General features: G+C 70.5%; 16 protein-coding genes. 9 read left to right on the forward strand and 7 right to left on the reverse strand.

Features of this window, described 5'->3' with window-relative positions:
• Positions 1 to 289: 289 nt before the first annotated feature.
• From ACFVH5_RS00005 to ACFVH5_RS00025, 5 genes are all read left to right on the forward strand, one after another.
• Positions 290 to 814 (forward strand): DUF1453 domain-containing protein, encoded by a 525-nt coding sequence (locus ACFVH5_RS00005; RefSeq protein ID WP_385830723.1) that lies wholly within the window; start codon positions 290 to 292, stop codon positions 812 to 814.
• Positions 811 to 1,962 (forward strand): sensor histidine kinase, encoded by a 1,152-nt coding sequence (locus tag ACFVH5_RS00010; RefSeq protein WP_385830725.1) that lies wholly within the window; start codon positions 811 to 813, stop codon positions 1,960 to 1,962. The genes ACFVH5_RS00005 and ACFVH5_RS00010 overlap by 4 nt, the downstream gene beginning before the upstream one ends.
• Entirely contained in the window at positions 1,959 to 2,639 is a 681-nt protein-coding gene (locus ACFVH5_RS00015; RefSeq protein ID WP_385830727.1) for a response regulator, read from the forward strand. Before ACFVH5_RS00010 ends, ACFVH5_RS00015 begins: the two co-directional genes overlap by 4 nt.
• 104 nt (positions 2,640 to 2,743) lie before the next feature.
• Positions 2,744 to 3,232, forward strand: coding sequence for a DUF485 domain-containing protein (locus ACFVH5_RS00020; protein WP_385830729.1), 489 nt, complete (start codon positions 2,744 to 2,746; stop codon positions 3,230 to 3,232).
• Positions 3,229 to 4,821: a cation acetate symporter gene (locus ACFVH5_RS00025; RefSeq protein ID WP_385830730.1), complete on the forward strand. Its 1,593-nt coding sequence runs from the start codon at positions 3,229 to 3,231 to the stop codon at positions 4,819 to 4,821. The genes ACFVH5_RS00020 and ACFVH5_RS00025 overlap by 4 nt, the downstream gene beginning before the upstream one ends.
• A gap of 19 nt (positions 4,822 to 4,840) precedes the next feature.
• On the opposite strand, the gene ACFVH5_RS00030 is transcribed toward ACFVH5_RS00025, so the two are convergent.
• The 4 genes from ACFVH5_RS00030 to ACFVH5_RS00045 form a co-directional block, all read right to left on the reverse strand.
• Positions 4,841 to 5,521, reverse strand: coding sequence for a response regulator (locus ACFVH5_RS00030; protein ID WP_385830732.1), 681 nt, complete (start codon positions 5,519 to 5,521; stop codon positions 4,841 to 4,843).
• The gene (locus tag ACFVH5_RS00035; protein WP_385830735.1) at positions 5,518 to 7,203 is read right to left on the reverse strand and encodes an ATP-binding protein; all 1,686 of its coding nucleotides are present in this window, start codon (positions 7,201 to 7,203) and stop codon (positions 5,518 to 5,520) included. The genes ACFVH5_RS00030 and ACFVH5_RS00035 overlap by 4 nt, the downstream gene beginning before the upstream one ends.
• Positions 7,204 to 7,332: 129 nt before the next feature.
• Positions 7,333 to 8,283, reverse strand: coding sequence for a sucrase ferredoxin (locus ACFVH5_RS00040; protein ID WP_385830737.1), 951 nt, complete (start codon positions 8,281 to 8,283; stop codon positions 7,333 to 7,335).
• 52 nt (positions 8,284 to 8,335) lie between these two features.
• Positions 8,336 to 9,601: a citrate/2-methylcitrate synthase gene (locus tag ACFVH5_RS00045; RefSeq protein WP_385830739.1), complete on the reverse strand. Its 1,266-nt coding sequence runs from the start codon at positions 9,599 to 9,601 to the stop codon at positions 8,336 to 8,338.
• A gap of 98 nt (positions 9,602 to 9,699) precedes the next feature.
• On the opposite strand from ACFVH5_RS00045, the gene ACFVH5_RS00050 reads away from it, so the two are divergent.
• On the forward strand, positions 9,700 to 10,881 hold the full coding sequence (locus ACFVH5_RS00050) for a citrate synthase/methylcitrate synthase (RefSeq protein WP_385830741.1): 1,182 nt from the start codon (positions 9,700 to 9,702) through the stop codon (positions 10,879 to 10,881).
• A gap of 205 nt (positions 10,882 to 11,086) precedes the next feature.
• Here ACFVH5_RS00050 and ACFVH5_RS00055 read toward each other — a convergent pair whose 3' ends face one another.
• Both ACFVH5_RS00055 and ACFVH5_RS00060 read right to left on the reverse strand, forming a co-directional pair.
• A complete protein-coding gene (locus ACFVH5_RS00055; protein ID WP_385830743.1) occupies positions 11,087 to 11,323 on the reverse strand; it encodes a hypothetical protein in 237 nt (78 codons plus the stop codon).
• 106 nt (positions 11,324 to 11,429) lie between these two features.
• Positions 11,430 to 11,954 (reverse strand): DUF6082 family protein, encoded by a 525-nt coding sequence (locus tag ACFVH5_RS00060; protein WP_385830745.1) that lies wholly within the window; start codon positions 11,952 to 11,954, stop codon positions 11,430 to 11,432.
• A 321-nt stretch (positions 11,955 to 12,275) separates the two neighbouring features.
• On the opposite strand from ACFVH5_RS00060, the gene ACFVH5_RS00065 reads away from it, so the two are divergent.
• The gene (locus ACFVH5_RS00065; protein WP_385830747.1) at positions 12,276 to 13,370 is read left to right on the forward strand and encodes a CobW family GTP-binding protein; all 1,095 of its coding nucleotides are present in this window, start codon (positions 12,276 to 12,278) and stop codon (positions 13,368 to 13,370) included.
• Here the strand turns inward: ACFVH5_RS00065 and ACFVH5_RS00070 are convergent.
• Complete coding sequence (locus ACFVH5_RS00070) at positions 13,367 to 15,817, reverse strand: DNA topoisomerase (ATP-hydrolyzing) subunit A (RefSeq protein WP_385830749.1); 2,451 nt, start codon at positions 15,815 to 15,817, stop codon at positions 13,367 to 13,369. The two genes, ACFVH5_RS00065 and ACFVH5_RS00070, sit on opposite strands and share 4 nt — an antisense overlap.
• A gap of 571 nt (positions 15,818 to 16,388) precedes the next feature.
• Between ACFVH5_RS00070 and ACFVH5_RS00075 the strand changes: the two genes are divergently transcribed.
• Together ACFVH5_RS00075 and ACFVH5_RS00080 are read left to right on the forward strand one after the other, a co-directional pair.
• Positions 16,389 to 17,753 (forward strand): M16 family metallopeptidase, encoded by a 1,365-nt coding sequence (locus ACFVH5_RS00075; protein WP_384798822.1) that lies wholly within the window; start codon positions 16,389 to 16,391, stop codon positions 17,751 to 17,753.
• Complete coding sequence (locus ACFVH5_RS00080; protein WP_385830750.1) at positions 17,750 to 19,138, forward strand: M16 family metallopeptidase; 1,389 nt, start codon at positions 17,750 to 17,752, stop codon at positions 19,136 to 19,138. Before ACFVH5_RS00075 ends, ACFVH5_RS00080 begins: the two co-directional genes overlap by 4 nt.
• Positions 19,139 to 19,209 lie beyond the last annotated feature (71 nt).

The raw sequence follows: 19,209 nt of genomic DNA on the forward strand, positions 1-19,209 counted from the left end.
CCCGGCTGCCCCCCTCCCTCCTCGCCGCGTGCGGGGTCCCACCGCCGCCTCGGGGGGCGGAGGGGGCGGGCGTCCACCGCGCCCGGCCCCGGAGGCACCGCACAGCTCTGTGAGGGCGCGGGGAAGCGCGCAGGGCATTGCCTCCACCCGTGGGTGGAGATCAGCGGTCGCCGGGATCCACCCACGATCCACCCCTGCTCCGATCCGCGGACCGGCGCGTTTCCGTAGCGTCGAAGGCGTCGGCAGCACTCGCTGCCGGCGCCTTCCTTCCTCGCTCACGGAGGCCGTGATGTCCGGGCTTGTCGATGTCCTGGCGATTGTCGCCGTAGTCGTCCTGGTGATCGCCCGCCAGTTCCGCCCCCGGCAGTTGGACGCGGACAGGCGCTGGTGGGTCGTGCCCGGGGTGCTCGTCTTTCTCGCCGTGCGCGAGCCCGGCCTGCTGGATCCAGGCCATCGGACCGCATCCGCTCTCCTGCTCGGCGTCGAACTCCTCGTCGCCCTGGTCACCGGCCTCGGCTGGGCATGGACCACCCGCATCTGGGCCATGCCGGACGGAGAGGTGTGGAGCAAGGGCACCAAAGCCGGCGTCGGCGTCTGGATCACCGGCATAGCCCTGCGCACGGGCCTGGTCGGCCTCGGCGCCGCGTTCGGCCTCCACCAGAACACCTCGGCGCTCCTTCTCGGGCTCGCTCTGACGCTGCTCGTCCGCTCCGGCATCCTGGCCTGGCGGGCGCAGGGACTGCGTCCGGCGACCGGGCGGAGCGCGGCCTACGGTGCGGACGGGCCGCGCACCTTGCGGAAGGAGCACGTGTGACGGAGAACGTCTGGCAGCGCTGGCCCTCCCGCGAGGCGCTCTCCGGAGCGGGGGTGCACAGGGCCCGGCACGCGCTCACGCTGGCCTCGCGCATCCTCGCCGTCGGGATTCTCCTGGTGGCGGCCTTCAAGGACAGCGACCTGCACGGCTGGGGTGTCGCGGCAGCCGTCCTGGGAGTCCTCGCGTGCGGATTCGGCGTCTGGGGCTTCACGAGGACCACGCTCGACCACCGGCTCCTGCCCTCCCTCGGGCTGCTGGCCCTGCTGTTCGCCGCCGCCGTGGTGGCGCACGGTGTCGGGCTCCGGACGCCCGCACTCGTCCTGTGGTGCGTATGCGGCGTCATCGCGATGGAGCGGTTGCCCCTGCTGGCCGCACTCCCCGCCACCTGCGCGGCGCTGGGGGCGTACGCGGTCGTCAATCACGACGGCCTGCTGCCCACCGTGGCCACGACAGGAGGGATCGCCCTGGCCGGCTACGTGCTCCGGCTGGACGCCGAGGCCCGGGGCAGCACCCAGCGGTTGCTCACCCAGGAGCGTGCGGCGCGGGCGGCCGAGGCGGAGTCCGCGGCACTGGCGGAGCGGGCCCGGATCGCGCGGGAGATCCACGACGTACTGGCGCACAGTCTCTCCGCCCAGCTCGTGCACCTGGAGGCGGCCCGGCTGCTGATCGAGGGAGGAGGAGAGAAGGACCAGGTCCTCGACCGTGTCGTGGACGCGCGAAGAATGGCCCGTGAAGGGCTCGCCGAGACCAGGCAGGCGCTTTCCGCCCTGCGCGGTGAGCTGTCTCCGCTGGAGGAGTTCCTGAGCGAGCTCGTCGCCGAGTCCGACAGCGCCGACGTCACTGTCACGGGTGAAAAGCGACTGCTGCCGGCCGAGGTGTCCCAAGCGGTCCGCAGAGTCGCCCAGGAGGCGCTGACGAACGTCCGGAAGCATGCGCCGGGCGCCAAGGTCCGCATACGGATGGAGTACGGGCCGCACGAAGTGACCCTGCGCGTACGGGACTCGGGCGCGCCGCCGGGGGAATTCACCCACACCGGCGCCGGATACGGTCTGCTCGGAATGCGGGAGCGGGCCGAGCTGCTGGGCGGCTCGCTGGAGGCCGGGCCGTACGAGGAGGGGTTCGTGGTGACGCTGAAGGTGCCCGTATGACGGAGGAGCACGGTGCCGCGCCGGCCCGTGTCGTGGTGGCGGACGACCAGACGGTGGTGCGGGAGGGCATCGTGATGCTGCTCGGTCTGCTGCCAGGGATCGAGGTCGTCGGTGCGGCCGCCGACGGGTACGAGGCGGTACGGCTGGTGGCCGAGCTGGACCCGGACGTGGTGCTGATGGATTTGCGGATGCCCCGCTGCGACGGAGCCGAGGCGACCAGACGCATCAGGTCCGAGCACCCGAGGACCCAGGTCGTCGTGCTCACCACGTTCGGGGACGACGAGTCGCTGTTTCCCGCTCTGCGGGCGGGTGCCCGCGGCTATCTCACCAAGGACGCGAGCGGCGACGAGATCGTCAGAGCCGTGCGGAGCGTGCTGTCCGGGGGCGCGGGACTCTCGCCGGTCATCCAGCGGCGTTTGCTGGAGCGACTGTCGGAACCGGAGGCCGTCGTGCCCGCGCAGGAGACTCCGGACGGGCTGACCCTGCGGGAGAAGGAGGTGCTGGTGCTGATCGCCGAGGGTCTGAGCAACCAGGAGATCGCCCGCAGGCTGCAAGTGTCCACGGCCACGGTGAAGACCCACATCAACAACCTCTTCGCCAAGACGGGACTCAAGGGTCGTGCTCAAGCCGTCCGTTACGCCTTCGGGAAAGGACTTGTGCGGCCACCAGGGGGGTGAGTCACCTGATGGGGTGAAGTGCGGGGAGAGAAGAGTCAGGGATCTTCCCGTTCTGTCCATCCTTGGGCACGCGGCCGAAACGGGCGGCGGACAAGGAGAGTTCGGTGGAGAAGCACGACGGTCCCGACCCCGGACAGGTCCGGATCGACGACCCCTGGTACGACGCGCTCGCCTCCGGGTGGGGCGAGTTGGACGGTACGGGTGCGCCCGCTCCCGTTGTGCCGCCCGCGCGCGGGGAGCGGGAGGACCTCAGCGCGCGCGCCGCCGACGTCTATCTGGAGGTGCAGCGCAGTGCCGCCTTCCAGGAGGTGCGCAGCCGGTATCGGCGGTTCGTGATTCCCGCCGTCGCGGTGTTCTTCACCTGGTACGTGGCGTATGTCGTGACGGCCACCACGGCGCCGGCCTTCATGGCACGGCCCGTCGTCGGCGCGGTGAACGTGGCGATGGTCGCGGGGCTCGGGCAGTTCCTCACGACGTTCCTCTTCACCTGGGCGTACGCGCGGCACGCGCGGCTGCGCAGGGACTGGGCCGCGCTCGACCTGCGCTGGGACACACAGGAGCTGACGCGCAGCGTCGCGGGCGGTGGGAGGTGACGGGGAACCATCAGACGCTGGCCCTGCTGCTCTTCAGTGTGTTCGTCGCGATCACTCTGGGGATCACGACCTGGGTGAGCCGTCACCGGCACGGTTCGGCGGAGGAGTTCTACGCGGGCGGCCGGCTCTTCTCGCCGATGGAGAATGGTTTTGCCATCGCGGGCGACTACATGTCCGCCGCCTCCTTCCTCGGTATCTCGGGTCTGATCGCGCTCTTCGGCTACGACGGGCTGCTGTACTCGGTGGGCTTCCTGGTCGCGTGGCTGGTCGTCCTCTTCCTGGTCGCCGAACTGGTGCGCAACTGCGGGCGGTTCACGCTCGCCGACGTCGTCGCCGCCCGGATGAGTGAGCGGCCGGTCCGTATCGCGGCGGGAACGTCCTCCGTGACCGTGTCGATCCTGTACCTGGTCGCCCAGATGGTGGGAGCGGGCAGCCTGGTCGCGCTGCTGCTGGGAGGCACGAGCGAGGCGGCACAGACCTGGACGGTCATCGGCGTCGGCGCGCTCATGGTCGTGTACGTGTCGTTCGGCGGGATGCGGGCCACCACATGGATCCAGATCGTCAAGGCGGTCCTGCTCATGGGCGGGGCGATCGCGTTGACCGTGCTCGTCCTGGTGCGGTTCCACGGGGACTTCGACCAGTTGCTGCGTACGGCGGCGGATCGGAGCGGGCACGGGAAGTCGTTCCTGGCGCCGGGCCTGAAGTACGGCGGTGACTGGACGGCGCGCCTCGACTTCATCAGCCTGGGACTGGCCCTGGTGCTCGGCACGGCGGGCCTGCCGCACATCCTGTCGCGCTTCTACACCGTGCCGACCGCCCGTGCCGCCCGTCGCTCCGTCGTCTGGTCGATCGGGCTGATCGGCGGGTTCTACCTGATGACGATCGTGCTGGGGTTCGGTGCGGCGGCGATCGTCGGCCCCGAGGCCGTACGCGGATCGAACGCGGCCGGGAACACGGCGGTTCCGCTACTGGCGCTCGATCTGGGCGGCGGAGCCGCGTCCACTGGAGGAACGGTTCTTTTTGCGATCGTCGCGGCGATCGCCTTCGCCACGATCCTCGCGGTGGTCGCCGGCATCACGCTCGCCTCCTCGGCTTCCGTGGCACACGACCTCTATGCGTCGCTACGGCGACGGCGCGCCAAGCCGCGCAGCGAGGTCGCCGTGGCGCGCGTCGCCGCGGTCGGGGTCGGCGTCGTGGCCATCGCGCTCGGTCTGCTGGCGCGCGACCTCAATGTGGCGTTCCTGGTGGGACTGGCCTTCGCGGTCGCCGCGTCGGCGAACCTGCCCGTCCTGCTGTACTCGCTGTTCTGGCGGAACTTCACGACGCGCGGCGCGGTGTGGTCCGTGTACGGGGGCCTGGTGCCCGCCCTGGTGCTCGTGGTGCTGTCGCCCGTGGTGTCGGGCAGTCCCGGTTCGCTGTTCCCGGGCGTCGACCTCCAGTACTTCCCGCTGGACAATCCGGGCCTGGTGTCCATTCCGTTGGGCTTCTTCGCGGGCTGGCTCGGCACGATCACGTCGACGGAGGCGCCGGACGAGGCCAAACACGCGGAGACGGAGGTGCGGGCGCTCACGGGGGCGGGGGCGGTCTGAGACGCCGTGGGGGTTCTCCTCAGGTTCGGGTCGCCCAGACATAGCGGTGTTCGGGGCGGCCCGCGTCGCCGTACTTCAGGCTCAGGGTGGCCCGGCCGGTGCGCTCCAGCAGCTTCAGATAGCGTTGGGCGGTCTGCCGGCTGAGGCCCGTCCGGTCGGCGATCTCCTGGGCGGACAGGGGGCTTTCCGCGGTCACCAGAGCCTGGCGCACCGCCTCCGCGGTGGTGGGGGAGTGCCCTTTGGGCAGGTCCGGTTCCGTGCCCGTGGAGAGGGCGCCGAAGATCTTGTCGACCTCTGCCTGCTCGGCCTCGCCGCCGCCGTCGAGGGTGCGACGCAGTTCGGCGTACGCCTCAAGCTTCGCGCGGAGCCCGGCGAAGGCGAACGGCTTCACCAGGTACTGCAGAGCGCCCTGCCGCATCGCCGCCTGGACCGTGGTGATGTCACGGGCCGCCGTCACCATGATCACGTCGGCCTGGAGGCCCCGCCTCCGCATCTCCTGGACGACCGCCAGACCCGTCTCGTCGGGCAGGTAGTGGTCGAGCAGCACCAGATCCAGCCGGGGCAGCGCCTCCAGCTGCCGCAGGGCCTCCGCCGCGGAATGCGCCTCGGCCGCGACATGGAAACCCGCGACCTTCTCGACGTAGGCGGCGTTGACCCGGGCGACCCGGACGTCGTCGTCCACGACCAGTACCTCGATCATCGCGGCTCCTCCTTGGTGGTCGTGGCGGATCTCTCCGGTACGGAGCCGGGTTCCGGCCCGGATGGCGGTGCCGGTTCCGCGAGGGCTTCCGGCAGCACGATCGTGAATTCCGCGCCTCCGCCCTCCGCCTGCGCGACCTGTGCGCTGCCACCCTGCCGTTCGGCGAGCCGGCGCACCAGCGACAGGCCGATCCCGCGCTCCCGGTGGGCCGGCGGTTCCTTGGTGGACCAGCCGTCCGTGAAGATCAACTCACGTTGCCCGGCGGGGACCCCCGGCCCGGTGTCCCGCACCTTGAGCACGGCCGTACGTCCCTCCGCGCGCAATTCGACCTCCACGCGTGCGTGGAAGGTGCCCGCGACGGCGTCGAGCGCGTTGTCGACGAGGTTCCCGACGATCGTGACCAGCCCCCGGGCATCGATCAGCCGGTCGGGAAACAGTGTCCTGTCGGAGACCGTCAGGGCCACGGCGCGCTCCGCCGCGACGGTGGCCTTGCCCACCAGAAGAGCGGCGAGCAGCGGGTCGTGGATCTTCTCGGTGATCTGTTCCGCGGTGGCCCTGTGGTCGCCGACCACCTCGCCGACGAACTCCACGGCGTCGTCGAACATCTCCAGTTCCAGCAGCCCGAGCAGGGTGTGCATCCGGTTGGCGTGCTCGTGGTCCTGGGCGCGCAGGGCGTCGATCAGACCGCGCGTGGAGTCCAGCTCGCGGCCCAGCTGCTCCAGTTCCGTGCGGTCCCGCAGCGTGGCGACGGCGCCGCCGTCGTCGGTGGGCATGCGGTTGGCGACCAGGACCCGCTGCCCGCGGACGGTGAGCAGATCGGTTCCGCTGACACTCCCGGCCAGCACATCGGTCGTACGTCCCTCGCCGAGGGCCGTGTCCAGAGGCTGCCCCACGGCTTCGTCGCCGAGGCCGAGCAGGCGCCGGGCCTCGTCGTTGAGGAGCCGGATCCTGCCCTCGCGGTCCAGCGCGACGACACCCTCCCTGATGCCGTGCAGCATGGCCTCACGTTCCGCCAGAAGTCCGGCGATGTCCGAGAAGGCCAGGTCACGGGTCTGCCGCTGCACCCGCCGTGAGATCAGGTACGCGGCCAGCGCGCCCACCGCCATCGCCCCGCCCGCGTAGGCGAAGAGCCCCGGGATGGCGTGGATGAGGCGGGCCCGCACGCTGTCGTACTCGATACCGACCGAGACCGCGCCGACGATGTCCCCGCCGGCGTCCCGCAGCGGCACCTTGCCGCGTGCCGAGCGGCCCAGCGTGCCGTCGTCGATCTGCATGACCTCCTGGCCCGCCAGCGCCTGCTGGGGGTCGGTGGAGACGCGTCCCCCGATCTCGGCGGGGTTGGTGTGCGACCAGCGCACGCCGCGCATGTCCATGACGACGACATACTCGGCTCCGCTCGCCTTGCGGATACGTTCCGCCTCGGCCTGGACGGGTCCGTCCGTCGAGGGACGCGTCGACGTCAGCTCGTCGGCGAGCTGCGGCTGTGCCGCCGTGGTCTGCGCGATCGCGAGCGCGCGACGCATCGCCTGGTCGTCCAGCTGGTCGCTGAGAGGGGCGAGGAACAGACCCGTCGCGAGTACGGCGACTCCGGCGGCGATCGCCACCTGCATCAGCAGCACCTGCGAGAACATCCGCCTCGGCATGCCGAGGCGGAGTCGTCGAGCAGGGGGAGTGGGGCTCATACCCATGACGGTACGGGGAAGGGTGGGCCGGGCTGGGGACGAAGTGGCGTGGATCTCGTTCGGATGCCGTGGTCAGGCGGGTCGGCGGGTCAACAGGCCGGTGGGTCGGCGGGCCGGCGCATCAGCAGGTCAACGGGTCGCGGGGCTCATGGCGGTCGTAGGCGACAGCTCACGTACCGCCGTCACGTCCATGCGGGCCGGGGAACCGAGAGCCGAGCCGCAGCTCTCCGCACGGGGCGGCGACGAGGCACCCTGGCTGACCGCGACGAGCCAGTTGCGGCCGTCGGTGTGGGCGACCGTCACCTCCCAGTGAGGTGCCTCGCCCTCGGTACGGACCACGCTCAGCGCGCCCGCCGCATCCTCGCGCACGGCTGTACGTACTGCCAGTTCGGCGGCCTGGCCGGGGCGCTCCCAGGCGGAGCTGCCGCGACACCCCTCGGTGACGACACGCCCTTCGCGTACGCCCTGGAGGACCTCCTTCACGGCATGGGCCTCGGCGCGCCCGTACGCGTAACCGAACGGCAGGACGAGGAGCGTGGGTGAGAAGCGGTGGCCCCCCAGGTGCGTGACCTCCCAGGCTCCGGCCACTCCGGAGGCGGCGAGTTCGGCGGCGAGGGGACGGCCGAGCAGGGCACAGCACCGGTCGCGCTTGCCGTTGGTGCATACGAGGGCGAGCGGGTCCCCGTCGTGGGGGCGGCCGTCGAGCCCGGAGTCGAAGGTGCCGGACAGGCCCCTGCCCAGCTCGGCGAAATCAAGTTTGAGCAGTTGCTCGGGGTCCGATGTGCTGGCGCTGTGCAGCCATACGTTTCCCGGAGTGGTGTGGGCCGCGTACACGTGACGCTCGGCGGCCGTGTGACAGTCCGCGTGGCGTCCCGGGCGGCGGATGAGGGCGACGCGGACGCCGGTGCCTTCGACGGCCCGCTGCAGGGCCCGGCCCAGGGCGGGATCCAGATGGCTCGACGTCAGCGCTTCGGCGCCCCAGGGGCCGGGCTGTTCGACCAGCAGCCACGTCCTCGCCGTGGCGGCGGTCCCCGCGAGGGGCTCCTCCAGGTCTCGTGAGACCTTCGCGCACGTACTCACAGAGGTGAGCCTAACCTGACTTGGCTCCTGGTGACTGGTGGGGCCGGTGGTGTCACTGCTCCGGAAGTGGTTGGGGCGGCCGTTCTCCTACGTAGTGTCCGCTCGGGCGCATACGCAGTGGTGCCTCGCCGTACTCCTCCAGGGTGTGGGCGATCCAGCCGGCGGTGCGGGCCACGGCGAAGATCGTCTCGCCTGCCGAGGCCGGCATGCCGGACGAGGCCGTGAGGACGGCGAGGGCCAGGTCGACGTTGGCGTGCAGCGGGACGTGGCGAGCGGTCGTGGTCACGACGTCATGGGCCGCGGCCAGCGCGGGCGCGGCGTCGGGGATGTCCTCCAGGAGGGCGAACAGTGCCCGCGCGCGTGGGTCCTCGCCCGCATAGAGGCGGTGGCCGAGGCCCGGGACGCGGCGCCCCGCGCGCAGTTCGTCGGCGATCACGGGGGCAGCTGTGCCGCGGTCGAGGACATCCAGGAGCATCCGGTGTGCAAGGCCACTGGCTGCCCCGTGGAGGGGGCCTTCTAGTACGCCCAGGCCCGCCGAGACGGCTGCGTACGGATGCGCGCGGGCCGAGGCCGCCACCCGGACCGCCAGTGTCGAGGCCGCCAGGTCGTGGTCGACGAGCAGCGCGAGAGCCGTGTCCAGGGCCCGCAGGGATGCTTCCGAGGCCTCGCGTCCGCTGAGCCGGGCCCACAGGCGATGGGCCAGCGGGCCGTCGTCCCGCTGATCGTGCCTCTTGGGCGGCAGGGCGGCGACGAGCGTGGGGATCAAGGTGCGGGCCGTGCCCAGCACGGACTGTTCCGAAAGGTCGAAACGCAGTGGATCGGCTGCCGCCGCGGCGATGGCGGCCACGCGGAGCCGGTCCGTGGGGCTCGTGTGCTCGGGCAGCGCGTCGACGGCGCGGCGTGCCACTGTGAGGGATTCCCCGGGCGCCGTGAAGGTCGCGCCGGGACGCAGGACGCCTGTCCAGAGCCACTCCGCGACCTCCTCGTAGGAGTGGCGTGCGGCGAGCTCGGTCGCGTCGACACCGCGGAAGTAGTAGCGGTCTTTGTCGATCAAGGTGATCCGGGTGCGGACGGAGAGCGTGCCCGCGGTCGGTGAACTCATCGCCGGTTCACGCCTGTTGCGGCGCGCGAGAGCCTCCACCTCCTGGGGGTCGAAGGTGCTGCCGCGGCCGCCGGGGTTGATCTGGCTGCCGAGTCGGCCACGGCTCACGTACGCGTACACCGTCTCCGGTTTCACGCCGAGCAGCTCGGCGGCTTGGCGGGTGCTGATCCGTCGCTCCTCGCCTTTGCGCGCCGGGGCTTCTTCTTGATCCGTCATGGGCGTCACCGTATCTGTGGGTCATGTATTGATTCAATCAATATTGACAATGAATAAGTCAAGCATGGACAGTCAAATCAAGTTCAGGGAGGCAAGCAATGTCGATCAACCGGGCCGCGAACGGTCGGGACGCGGGCACTTTTGTCGACGTCCCGCGAGGACTCGCGGGCGTCGTCGTCACCGATACCGTGCTGGGTGACGTCAGAGGGGCTGAGGGGTTCTACCACTACCGCCAGTACTCGGCCGTGGAACTCGCGAGGAGCCGCGGCTTCGAGGACGTCTGGCATCTGCTGATGCACGGTGAACTGCCGGACGCGGCGCAGAGTTCCGCCTTCGCCGCGCGCACGGCGGAACTGCGACGGCTGCCCGAGGAGGTGCGGGGGGCGCTGCCCGCGATCGCCGCGGCCAGTGGGCGGGCCGGGGCGATCGCCGGGATGAGGACGGCGTTGTCCCTGTTCGGTGCGGCGCGTGGGTTCCGGCCGGTGTACGACCTCGACGGCGAGCAGCGCCGGGCGGACGCGCTCGCCGCGTCGGCGGCCGTGCCGACGCTGTTGACGGCGCTTCACCGGCTCGGACAGGGCCTTGCTCCGGTCGAGCCGCGTGACGACCTGTCGTATGCCGCCAACTACCTCTACATGATGGCGGGTTCCGAGCCGGAGCCTGGCCGCGTGCGGGCCGTCGAGCAGTACCTGATCTCAACCATTGATCATGGATTCAACGCTTCAACATTCACTGCTCGGGTGATCGCGTCGACGGGGGCTGATGTGGCGGCCTGTCTCGGCGGGGCGGTGGGGGCGCTTTCCGGTCCGCTGCACGGTGGGGCGCCGAGTCGGGCCCTGGACACCCTGGACGCGATCGGGACGCCCGACCGTATCGACTCCTGGATCCGTGAACGGGTTCTGGCGGGCGACCGCATCATGGGCTTCGGTCATCCCGTCTACCGCACCGAGGACCCCCGCTCGCGCATGCTCCGCGAGATCGCCCAGGGCTTCGGCGGCCCGCTGGTGGACTTCGCCGTCGAGGTCGAGCGCCAGGTGGAGGCCATTCTGGCGGAGCTCAAACCAGGTCGTGAGCTGCACACCAACGTGGAGTTCTACGCGGGCGTCGTCATGGAACTCTGCGGCCTCCCGCGCGAGATGTTCACGCCGACGTTCGCGGCGGCACGTGTGGTCGGCTGGAGCGCGAACATCCTGGAACAGGCGGAGGACCCGAAAATCATTCGGCCGGCGGCGCGGTATGTGGGGCCGGGGGCGCCGGTCGGAGTGCCTGCGGTCGCCTGACCGCTTCGGCTACTGCCGCGCTGGGTGCGCATGAGGCCCGGAGCGCCGGTCTGGCGCCGGGCCTTGCGGTGTGTCGTCGAGCAGTGATCGGTTGGTGTGCTGCCCGGTCGGGGACGGCCTTCTACCTGCACCGAGGTGGGGGTGCGGCGAGGCGACGGCTATCACGGAGCGAGTCAGGGGTGGACTCGTCTTCCGTCCGCGGGGTTCAGGCGTCGGGGATATCGGCCTTGGCGCGAATCAAGGTCTCCCGGCTCACCACGACGATGCGTTCGTAGTCGGCACGCGCGGCGTCGGCGGGAAGCTCGGTGTCGAGCGCCGCTGTGGCCTCTGTGCCGATGACAGCGAAATTTCCATCGCTGAGTTCGAAGATGTCGGGGCAGGTCTCGCCGGACACGCTGCCTCGTTCACGAGGAGACGCGCCGATGCGACGCACGATTTTCAAAGGGGATCCCGGTCCTCAGGAGAATAGACAGAAGAGCGGGGCAAATGTAGTCCGTCGGTGCCCCGGGGACGAACCCGGGTCACCGAGGGTACTAGCCCAACTGGCCCTATATTGAAGGTGGTTCACCCACGACCCACCACTCTTCCGTGTCTGCCTCGGTCAGATCGCGGACAAGCCCGTCCACCATTTTCCCTACGCGAGCCTCCTCGGACGAGTCGTCGAGGCTGGCGCGATGGTGTCGGGTGGCCTCCCAGAAATCGCGGAACACACTGCTCTGGCAGAGCACCCGAAGGTGTCCGTGCAGCTCCTGCCAGTTGACGCCTCCGGCGTAGAAGGTGTGCAGAGCGTTCGTGTACAGCGCGTTGGCGAAGAGATACTGGCGTCGCAGCCTGGGGCGTTCGGCGACCGGCGCTGCGCTGAGATCGACGGTGCTCATCACGACGGCCAGTTCTGGGTTGTCCATCGCCTTGCTCAGCAACTGGAGGTGCACGCGCTGCTGCTCCACCCGCAGTCTCATCCTGTTGTACTGACGCTGCTGGAAGGTGAGGACTGCGAGAGTTCCTGCTGTGAACGCGAGTCCCGCCACAGAGGCGGTGCTCAACCCCCGGATCTGCAATTTCCGTGTGGCCATGTCAACCCCCGAATCAGGCGACCGTCCGCCGGTCGTCGGGTGCGGGTCGACAGGGAGCGGACCGGCGAAGCGTTGGGCGGCGCTTGCCGTCTCCCAGCGTGTCGAGCGGTCTGATCGGCTGGGAGGCGGAGAGGCGGCGCACGGAGGTAAGCGCGGGTCGCGCAACTCGGCGCCTTGCCCAACGTGTGCCCCGCGAGCGCCGCTAACAATCGTTCACTTCGGGCGCTTTCCGGGACGGCTCGTATCCTTGGCGGGCATTCGTCCCCCGTCGTGAGAGCCGGTTTGCGAGCCGGAGCACGCAACTGGTGTGAGAGAGGTCGCGTGTCGAGTCAGGCGAGCCCCCAGCAGATCCCGGTCCTCGTCCTCGCCGGGTTCCTCGGCTCCGGGAAGACCACACTGCTCAACCACCTCCTGCATCGAAGCGGAGGCAGTCGTATCGGTGCCATCGTCAATGATTTCGGGGCCATCGAGATCGATGCCATGGCCGTGGCCGGCGCGCTCGGCGACTCCACCGTCTCGCTGGGCAACGGGTGTCTGTGCTGTGCCGTCGACGCCAGTGAACTCGATCTGTATCTGGACCGGCTCGCCCGGCCCTCGTCCCGGATGGACGTGATCGTCATCGAGGCGAGCGGTCTCGCCGAGCCCCAGGAGCTGGTGAAGATGCTCCTGGCCAGCGAGAACCCGCACATCGTCTACGGCGGACTGGTGGAGGTCGTCGACGCCGTCGAGTTCGACGCCACCCGTGAGAAGCATCCCGAGATCGACCGGCACCTCGCCATCGCCGACCTGGTCGTCGTCAACAAGGCGGACCGCGCGCCGGATCCCGACCGTGTGACGGGGCTGGTGCGTACGCTCGCCGACGGTGCCGCCGTCGTATCCGCGTCGTACGGGAGGATCGACCCCGAGTTCCTCTTCGACTGCCGGCCGACCGAGGAGCGTATCGGCCAGCTGTCCTTCGACGACCTGCACCGGCACGAGGACCGTGACCGTGGTGACGGTGGCGCCGACGCGCATCCCGGACATCTGCACTCGGCCTACGAGTCCGTCTCCTTCACCTCCGAAGTACCCCTCGGACCCCGGCGGTTGATGGACTTCCTCGACAGCAGGCCCGACGGTCTGTACCGGATCAAGGGGTACGTCGACTTCGGCGCCGCCGATCCACGTAACCGGTACGCCGTGCACGCGGTGGGGCGGTTCCTGCGTTTCTACCCGGAACCCTGGGCTCCGGGCGAGCGGCTGACCCAGCTCGTGCTCATCGGGTCCGGCATCGACGCCGTCGCGCTCGGCAAGGAACTGGAGGCCTGCAAGGACGACGCCCCACACGCCGACGAGCGCAGCATGTGGGGCGTCCTGCGGTACGTACAGGAGCAGGAGGCAGAGACTGGGTGGGACGACCTGCCGGGCGGCGGTGGCTAGACCGGGCCCGCCACCACCGAGACCGTCTTCGCCAGGGAGACTCCCGAGCCGTCGCGGCGCGGGTCCATCTCCGGCAGCTCAGCGGGCGTTCCGTCCTTCTGCGCGGCCCGTGCGGGGGCGGGGCCCGCCCAGGCCAGGCTCAGGCAGTCCTCGCCCTTCAGGAACCGCTGGCAGCGCACGCCACCTGTGGCGCGGCCCTTGCGCGGGTACTGGTCGAAGGGGGTCAGCTTGGCCGTCGTCTGGACCGAGTCGTCCAGCGTGCCCCGCGAACCCGCCACGGTGAAGACCACCGCGTCCACGGCCGGGTCGACCGCCGTGAACGAGATCACCTTGGCCCCGTCCGTGAGCTTCACACCCGTCATGCCGCCCGCCGGCCGGCCCTGCGGGCGGACCTGGGACGCCTGGTAGCGCAGCAGCTGCGCGTCGTCGGTGATGAAGATCAGGTCCTCCTCGCCGGTGCGCAACTCGGCCCCGCCGACGATCCGGTCACCGTCCTTGAGGGTGATGACCTCCAGCTCCTCCTTGTTCGACGGGTAGTCCGGGACCACGCGCTTGACCACACCCTGCTGGGTGCCGATGGCCAGGCCGGGCGACGACTCGTCGAGCGTCATCAGGCAGACCACCTGCTCGTCGCCCTCCAGGGCCAGGAACTCCGAGATCGGCGCGCCTCCGGAGAGGTTGGGCGCCGAGGCGGTCTCGGGCAGCTGCGGGAGGTCGATGACGTTGAGCCGCAGGAGCCGTCCGCTGGACGTGACCGCGCCGATCTCGCCCTGGGCCGTCGCCGGGACGGCGGAGATGATCAGATCGTGCTTGACGCGCCTGCCCTCGCTCTCCCCGAAGGGGTCACCGTTGGCGGTACGCGCGAGCAGTGCCGTCGACGACAGGAGTACCCGGCACGGGTCGTCCGCCACCTGCAGCGGAACGGCCGTGGTGGCGGAACCGGCCGACTCCAGCAGCACCGTACGCCGGTCGGTGCCGAACTTCTTGGCCACCGCGGCCAGTTCGGCCGACACCAGCTTGCGCAGCTCGGCGTCCGAGTCCAGGATGCCGGTCAGCTCGTCGATCTCGCCGTTGAGGCGGTCGCGCTCGGTCTCCAGCTCGATGCGGTCGAACTTCGTCAGCCGGCGCAGCGGCGTGTCCAGGATGTACTGCGTCTGGATCTCGCTCAGTGAGAAGTGCTCGATCAGGCGCTGCTTGGCCTGGGCCGAGTTCTCACTGGAGCGGATGAGGCGGATGACCTCGTCGATGTCCAGCAGGGCGACGAGCAGGCCCTCGACCAGGTGCAGCCGGTCGCGCTTCTTGGTGCGGCGGAACTCGCTGCGGCGGCGCACGACCTCGAAGCGGTGGTCGAGGTACACCTCCAGCAGTTCCTTGAGGCCGAGCGTGAGCGGCTGGCCGTCCACCAGGGCCACGTTGTTGATGCCGAAGGACTCCTCCATCGGCGTCAGCTTGTAGAGCTGCTCCAGGACCGCTTCCGGTACGAAGCCGTTCTTGACCTCGATGACCAGGCGCAGGCCGTGCGAGCGGTCGGTGAGGTCCTTGACGTCGGCGATGCCCTGCAGCTTCTTCGAGCCGACCAGGTCCTTGATCTTCGCGATCACCTTCTCCGGGCCGACGGTGAAGGGCAGTTCGGTGACGACGAGGCCCTTGCGGCGCGCCGTCACGTTCTCCACGGACACCGTCGCGCGGATCTTGAAGGTGCCGCGACCCGATTCGTACGCGTCCCTGATGCCGGACAGGCCGACGATGCGGCCGCCGGTGGGCAGGTCGGGGCCCGGGACGTACTTCATGAGCGTTTCGAGATCGGCCGCGGGGTGGCGGATCAGATGGCGGGCGGCGGCGATGACCTCGCCGAGGTTGTGCGGCGCCATGTTCGTCGCCATGCCGACCGCGATGCCCGACGCGCCGTTGACCAGGAGGTTCGGATACGCGGCCGGGAGGACCGACGGCTCCTGCTCCTGGCCGTCGTAGTTCGGGGCGAAGTCGACCGTGTTCTCTTCGATCGACTCCGTCATGAGGGAGGTGGCGTCGGCCATCCTCGCCTCGGTGTACCGCATGGCGGCCGGCGGGTCGTCGTTGCCCAGCGAACCGAAGTTGCCGTGGCCGTCGACCAGGGGCAGCCGCATGGAGAAGGGCTGGGCGAGGCGGACCAGGGCGTCGTAGATCGACGCGTCGCCGTGGGGGTGGAGCTTACCCATGACCTCGCCGACGACGCGGGCGCACTTCACATAGCCGCGGTCGGGGCGGAGCCCCATCTCGTTCATCTGGTAGACGATGCGGCGGTGCACGGGCTTGAGGCCGTCGCGGGCGTCCGGCAGGGCTCGGGAGTAGATGACCGAGTACGCGTACTCAAGGAAAGAGCCCTGCATCTCGTCGACGACGTCGATGTCGAGGATGCGCTCCTCGAAGTCGTCGGAAGGCGGGGTCTTCGTGCTGCGGCGGGCCATCGCTGCTGCGACTCCTTCACAGTCTTTGCCGGGGCATGAACGGGTTCTGACGCGGTCCATTGTGGACCGCAGTACTGACAACGCGGACCACGACCCGTCCGTACGGGCCTGTCGGGCCGGGTGCGCGATCGCCCCAACAGGCCTGGCAGGCCCCGATCGAGGCGGCCCCGGAGGCTCCACGAGCGCGACCCGCGGGTGCCCGCGGAGGTTTGAGGACGCTACCGCGTTCCGTTTCCACGGGGGTGGTGGAGGGGGCTTGTCGGGTGTGGGGCGTCCTGGTCGGTCGCACAGTTCCCCGCGTCCCCGGAGGGGTGCTTTTTTGGGGAGCGCCCCTGGAGGAGTGCCCCTGCGGGGCGGCTCCCCGGAGGGGTGCCGGGCGGCGGGCCTGTCGGCTGCGGGTCCGCTGCGGCTGGTCGCGCAGTTCCCCGCGCCCCCTGGCAGGGCGCGTGCTCGCGTGCTCGCTCTCGGCGTACTCGATGCGGGAACTTCGCCAGCCGTCCGCGCGCTTGCATACAGTGGCACGACTAGCAGGAATCAGCAGTTTTCCGCGATCGAAGGGACGTACATGCCCATGGGTCACACGGCCACAGCCGAGGCCGGTTCCGGCGGCCTGACAGCGACCGAGCACCGCCTGGCCAACGGCCTGCGTGTGGTGCTCTCCGAGGACCACCTGACCCCGGTCGCGGCGGTGTGCCTCTGGTACGACGTCGGCTCGCGTCACGAGGTCGCCGGCCGCACCGGGCTCGCCCACCTCTTCGAGCACCTGATGTTCCAGGGTTCGGGCCAGGTGAAGGGCAACGGCCACTTCGAACTGGTCCAGGGAGCGGGCGGTTCGCTCAACGGCACGACGAGCTTCGAGCGCACCAACTATTTCGAGACCATGCCGACGCACCAGCTGGAGCTCGCTCTCTGGCTGGAGGCCGACCGCATGGGCTCGCTGCTCGCCGCGCTCGACGACGAGTCGATGGAGAACCAGCGGGACGTCGTCAAGAACGAGCGCAGGCAGCGCTACGACAACGTCCCCTACGGCACCGCCTTCGAGAAGCTGACCGCCCTCGCGTACCCGGAGGGCCACCCCTACCACCACACGCCGATCGGCTCGATGGCCGACCTGGACGCGGCCACCCTTGAGGACGCGCGGGCGTTCTTCCGCACCTACTACGCGCCCAACAACGCCGTGCTGTCGATCGTCGGGGACATCGACCCGGAGCAGACGCTCGCCTGGGTCGAGAAGTACTTCGGTTCCATCGCCGGGCACGACGGCAAGCCCGCCCCGCGCGACGGCTCGCTCCCGGAGACCATGGGCGGGCAGCTGCGCGAGGTCGTCGAGGAGGAGGTCCCGGCGCGCGCGCTGATGGCCGCCTACCGGCTCCCGGAGGACGGCACGCGCGCGTCGGACGCCGCCGACCTGGCCCTGACCGTGCTCGGCGGCGGCGAGTCGTCCCGGCTCTACAACCGGCTCGTACGCCGCGACCGCACCGCCGTCGCGGCCGGGTTCGGCCTGCTGCGCCTCGCCGGAGCGCCCTCCCTGGGGTGGCTCGACGTGAAGACGTCCGGCGACGTCGAGGTCCCGGTCATCGAGACCGCCGTCGACGAGGAGCTCGCCCGGTTCGCCGAGGAGGGCCCCACCGCCGAGGAGATGGAGCGCGCTCAGGCCCAGTTGGAGCGCGAGTGGCTGGACCGTCTCGGCACGGTCGCGGGCCGCGCCGACGAACTGTGCCGGTACGCGGTCCTGTTCGGCGACCCCCAGCTCGCCCTGACCGCCGTGCAGCGCGTTCTCGACATCACCGCGGAGGAGGTCCAGGAGGTCGCCAAGGCCCGCCTGCGCCCCGACAACCGCGCGGTGCTGGTCTACGAGCCGGTCGCCCCCGAGGAGACCGACGCGGCCGAAGAGACCGGCGCCGCCGACAACACCGACGAGGAGGCGGCCAAGTGACCGAGCTCGCCACGATGGAGTTCCACCCGCAGCCCCAGGCCGGCGAGGCCAGGCCCTGGGCCTTCCCGGCGCCCGAGCGCGGCACCCTGGGCAACGGCCTGACGCTGCTGCGCTGCCACCGCCCCGGCCAGCAGGTCGTCGCCGTGGAGGTCCTTCTGGACGCTCCGCTCGAAGCCGAGCCCAAGGGCCTCGACGGCATCGCCACGATCATGGCGCGAGCCTTCTCGGAGGGCACCGACAAGCACTCCGCCGAGGAGTTCGCCGCCGAGCTGGAGCGCTGCGGCGCCACCCTGGACGCCCACGCCGACCACCCCGGCGTACGGCTCAGCCTCGAAGTGCCCGTCTCCCGGCTGCCCAAGGCGCTCGGCCTGCTCGCCGACGCCCTCAGGGCACCCGCGTTCGAGGACGGCGAGATCGAGCGGCTGGTGCGCAACCGGCTCGACGAGATCCCGCACGAGAGTGCCAACCCGGCCCGGCGGGCCGCCAAGGAGCTGTCCCGGCAGCTCTTCCCGGCGGACTCCCGGATGTCGCGCCCGCGCCAGGGCACCGAGGAGACGGTCACCGCGATCGACTCGGCGGCCGTACGCGCCTTCTACGAGAAGCACGTACGCCCCGCCACGGCCACCGCGGTCGTCGTCGGCGACCTCACGGACGTCGACCTCGACGCGCTGCTCGGGGACACCCTCGGCACCTGGACCGGCTCGCAGGCCCAGGCGCGTCCCGTGCCCTCGGTGACCGCCGACGACACCGGCCGCGTGATCATCGTGGACCGGCCCGGAGCCGTCCAGACGCAGCTGCTCATCGGCCGCGTCGGCGCGGACCGCCACGACCGTGTGTGGCCCGCCCAGGTGCTCGGCACGTACTGCCTCGGTGGCACCCTCACCTCCCGCCTGGACCGCGTCCTGCGCGAGGAGAAGGGATACACCTACGGTGTGCGGGCGTTCGGCCAGGTGCTGCGCTCCGCTCCGGACGGGACGGGCATCTCGATGCTCGCCATCAGCGGCTCCGTGGACACCCCGAACACCGGTCCGGCGCTCGACGACCTGTGGAAGGTGCTGCGCACCCTCGCCGCCGAGGGTCTGACGGACGCCGAGCGCGACGTCGCCGTGCAGAACCTGGTGGGTGTGGCGCCCCTGAAGTACGAGACCGCGGGCGCCGTCGCGGGCACGCTCGCCGACCAGGTCGAGCAGCACCTGCCGGACGACTTCCAGGCGACGCTGTACAAGCAGCTCGCCGCGACCGGCACCGTGGAGGCCACCGCTGCCGCCGTCAACGCGTTCCCGGTGGACCGTCTGGTGACCGTCCTCGTCGGGGACGCCGCGCAGATCGAGGAGCCCGTCAGGGCCCTCGGCGTCGGCGAAGTCAGCGTCGTGACGGCCGAGTAGGGATCTGAGGCCGGGCAGGGCCCGCGATCGGGCGGGACACTGTTCACGGCCGGGGCCCGGGTGACTGGACG

This window comes from Streptomyces sp. NPDC127119, from assembly GCF_042677425.1.
In the GTDB taxonomy this organism is placed as follows: domain Bacteria; phylum Actinomycetota; class Actinomycetes; order Streptomycetales; family Streptomycetaceae; genus Streptomyces.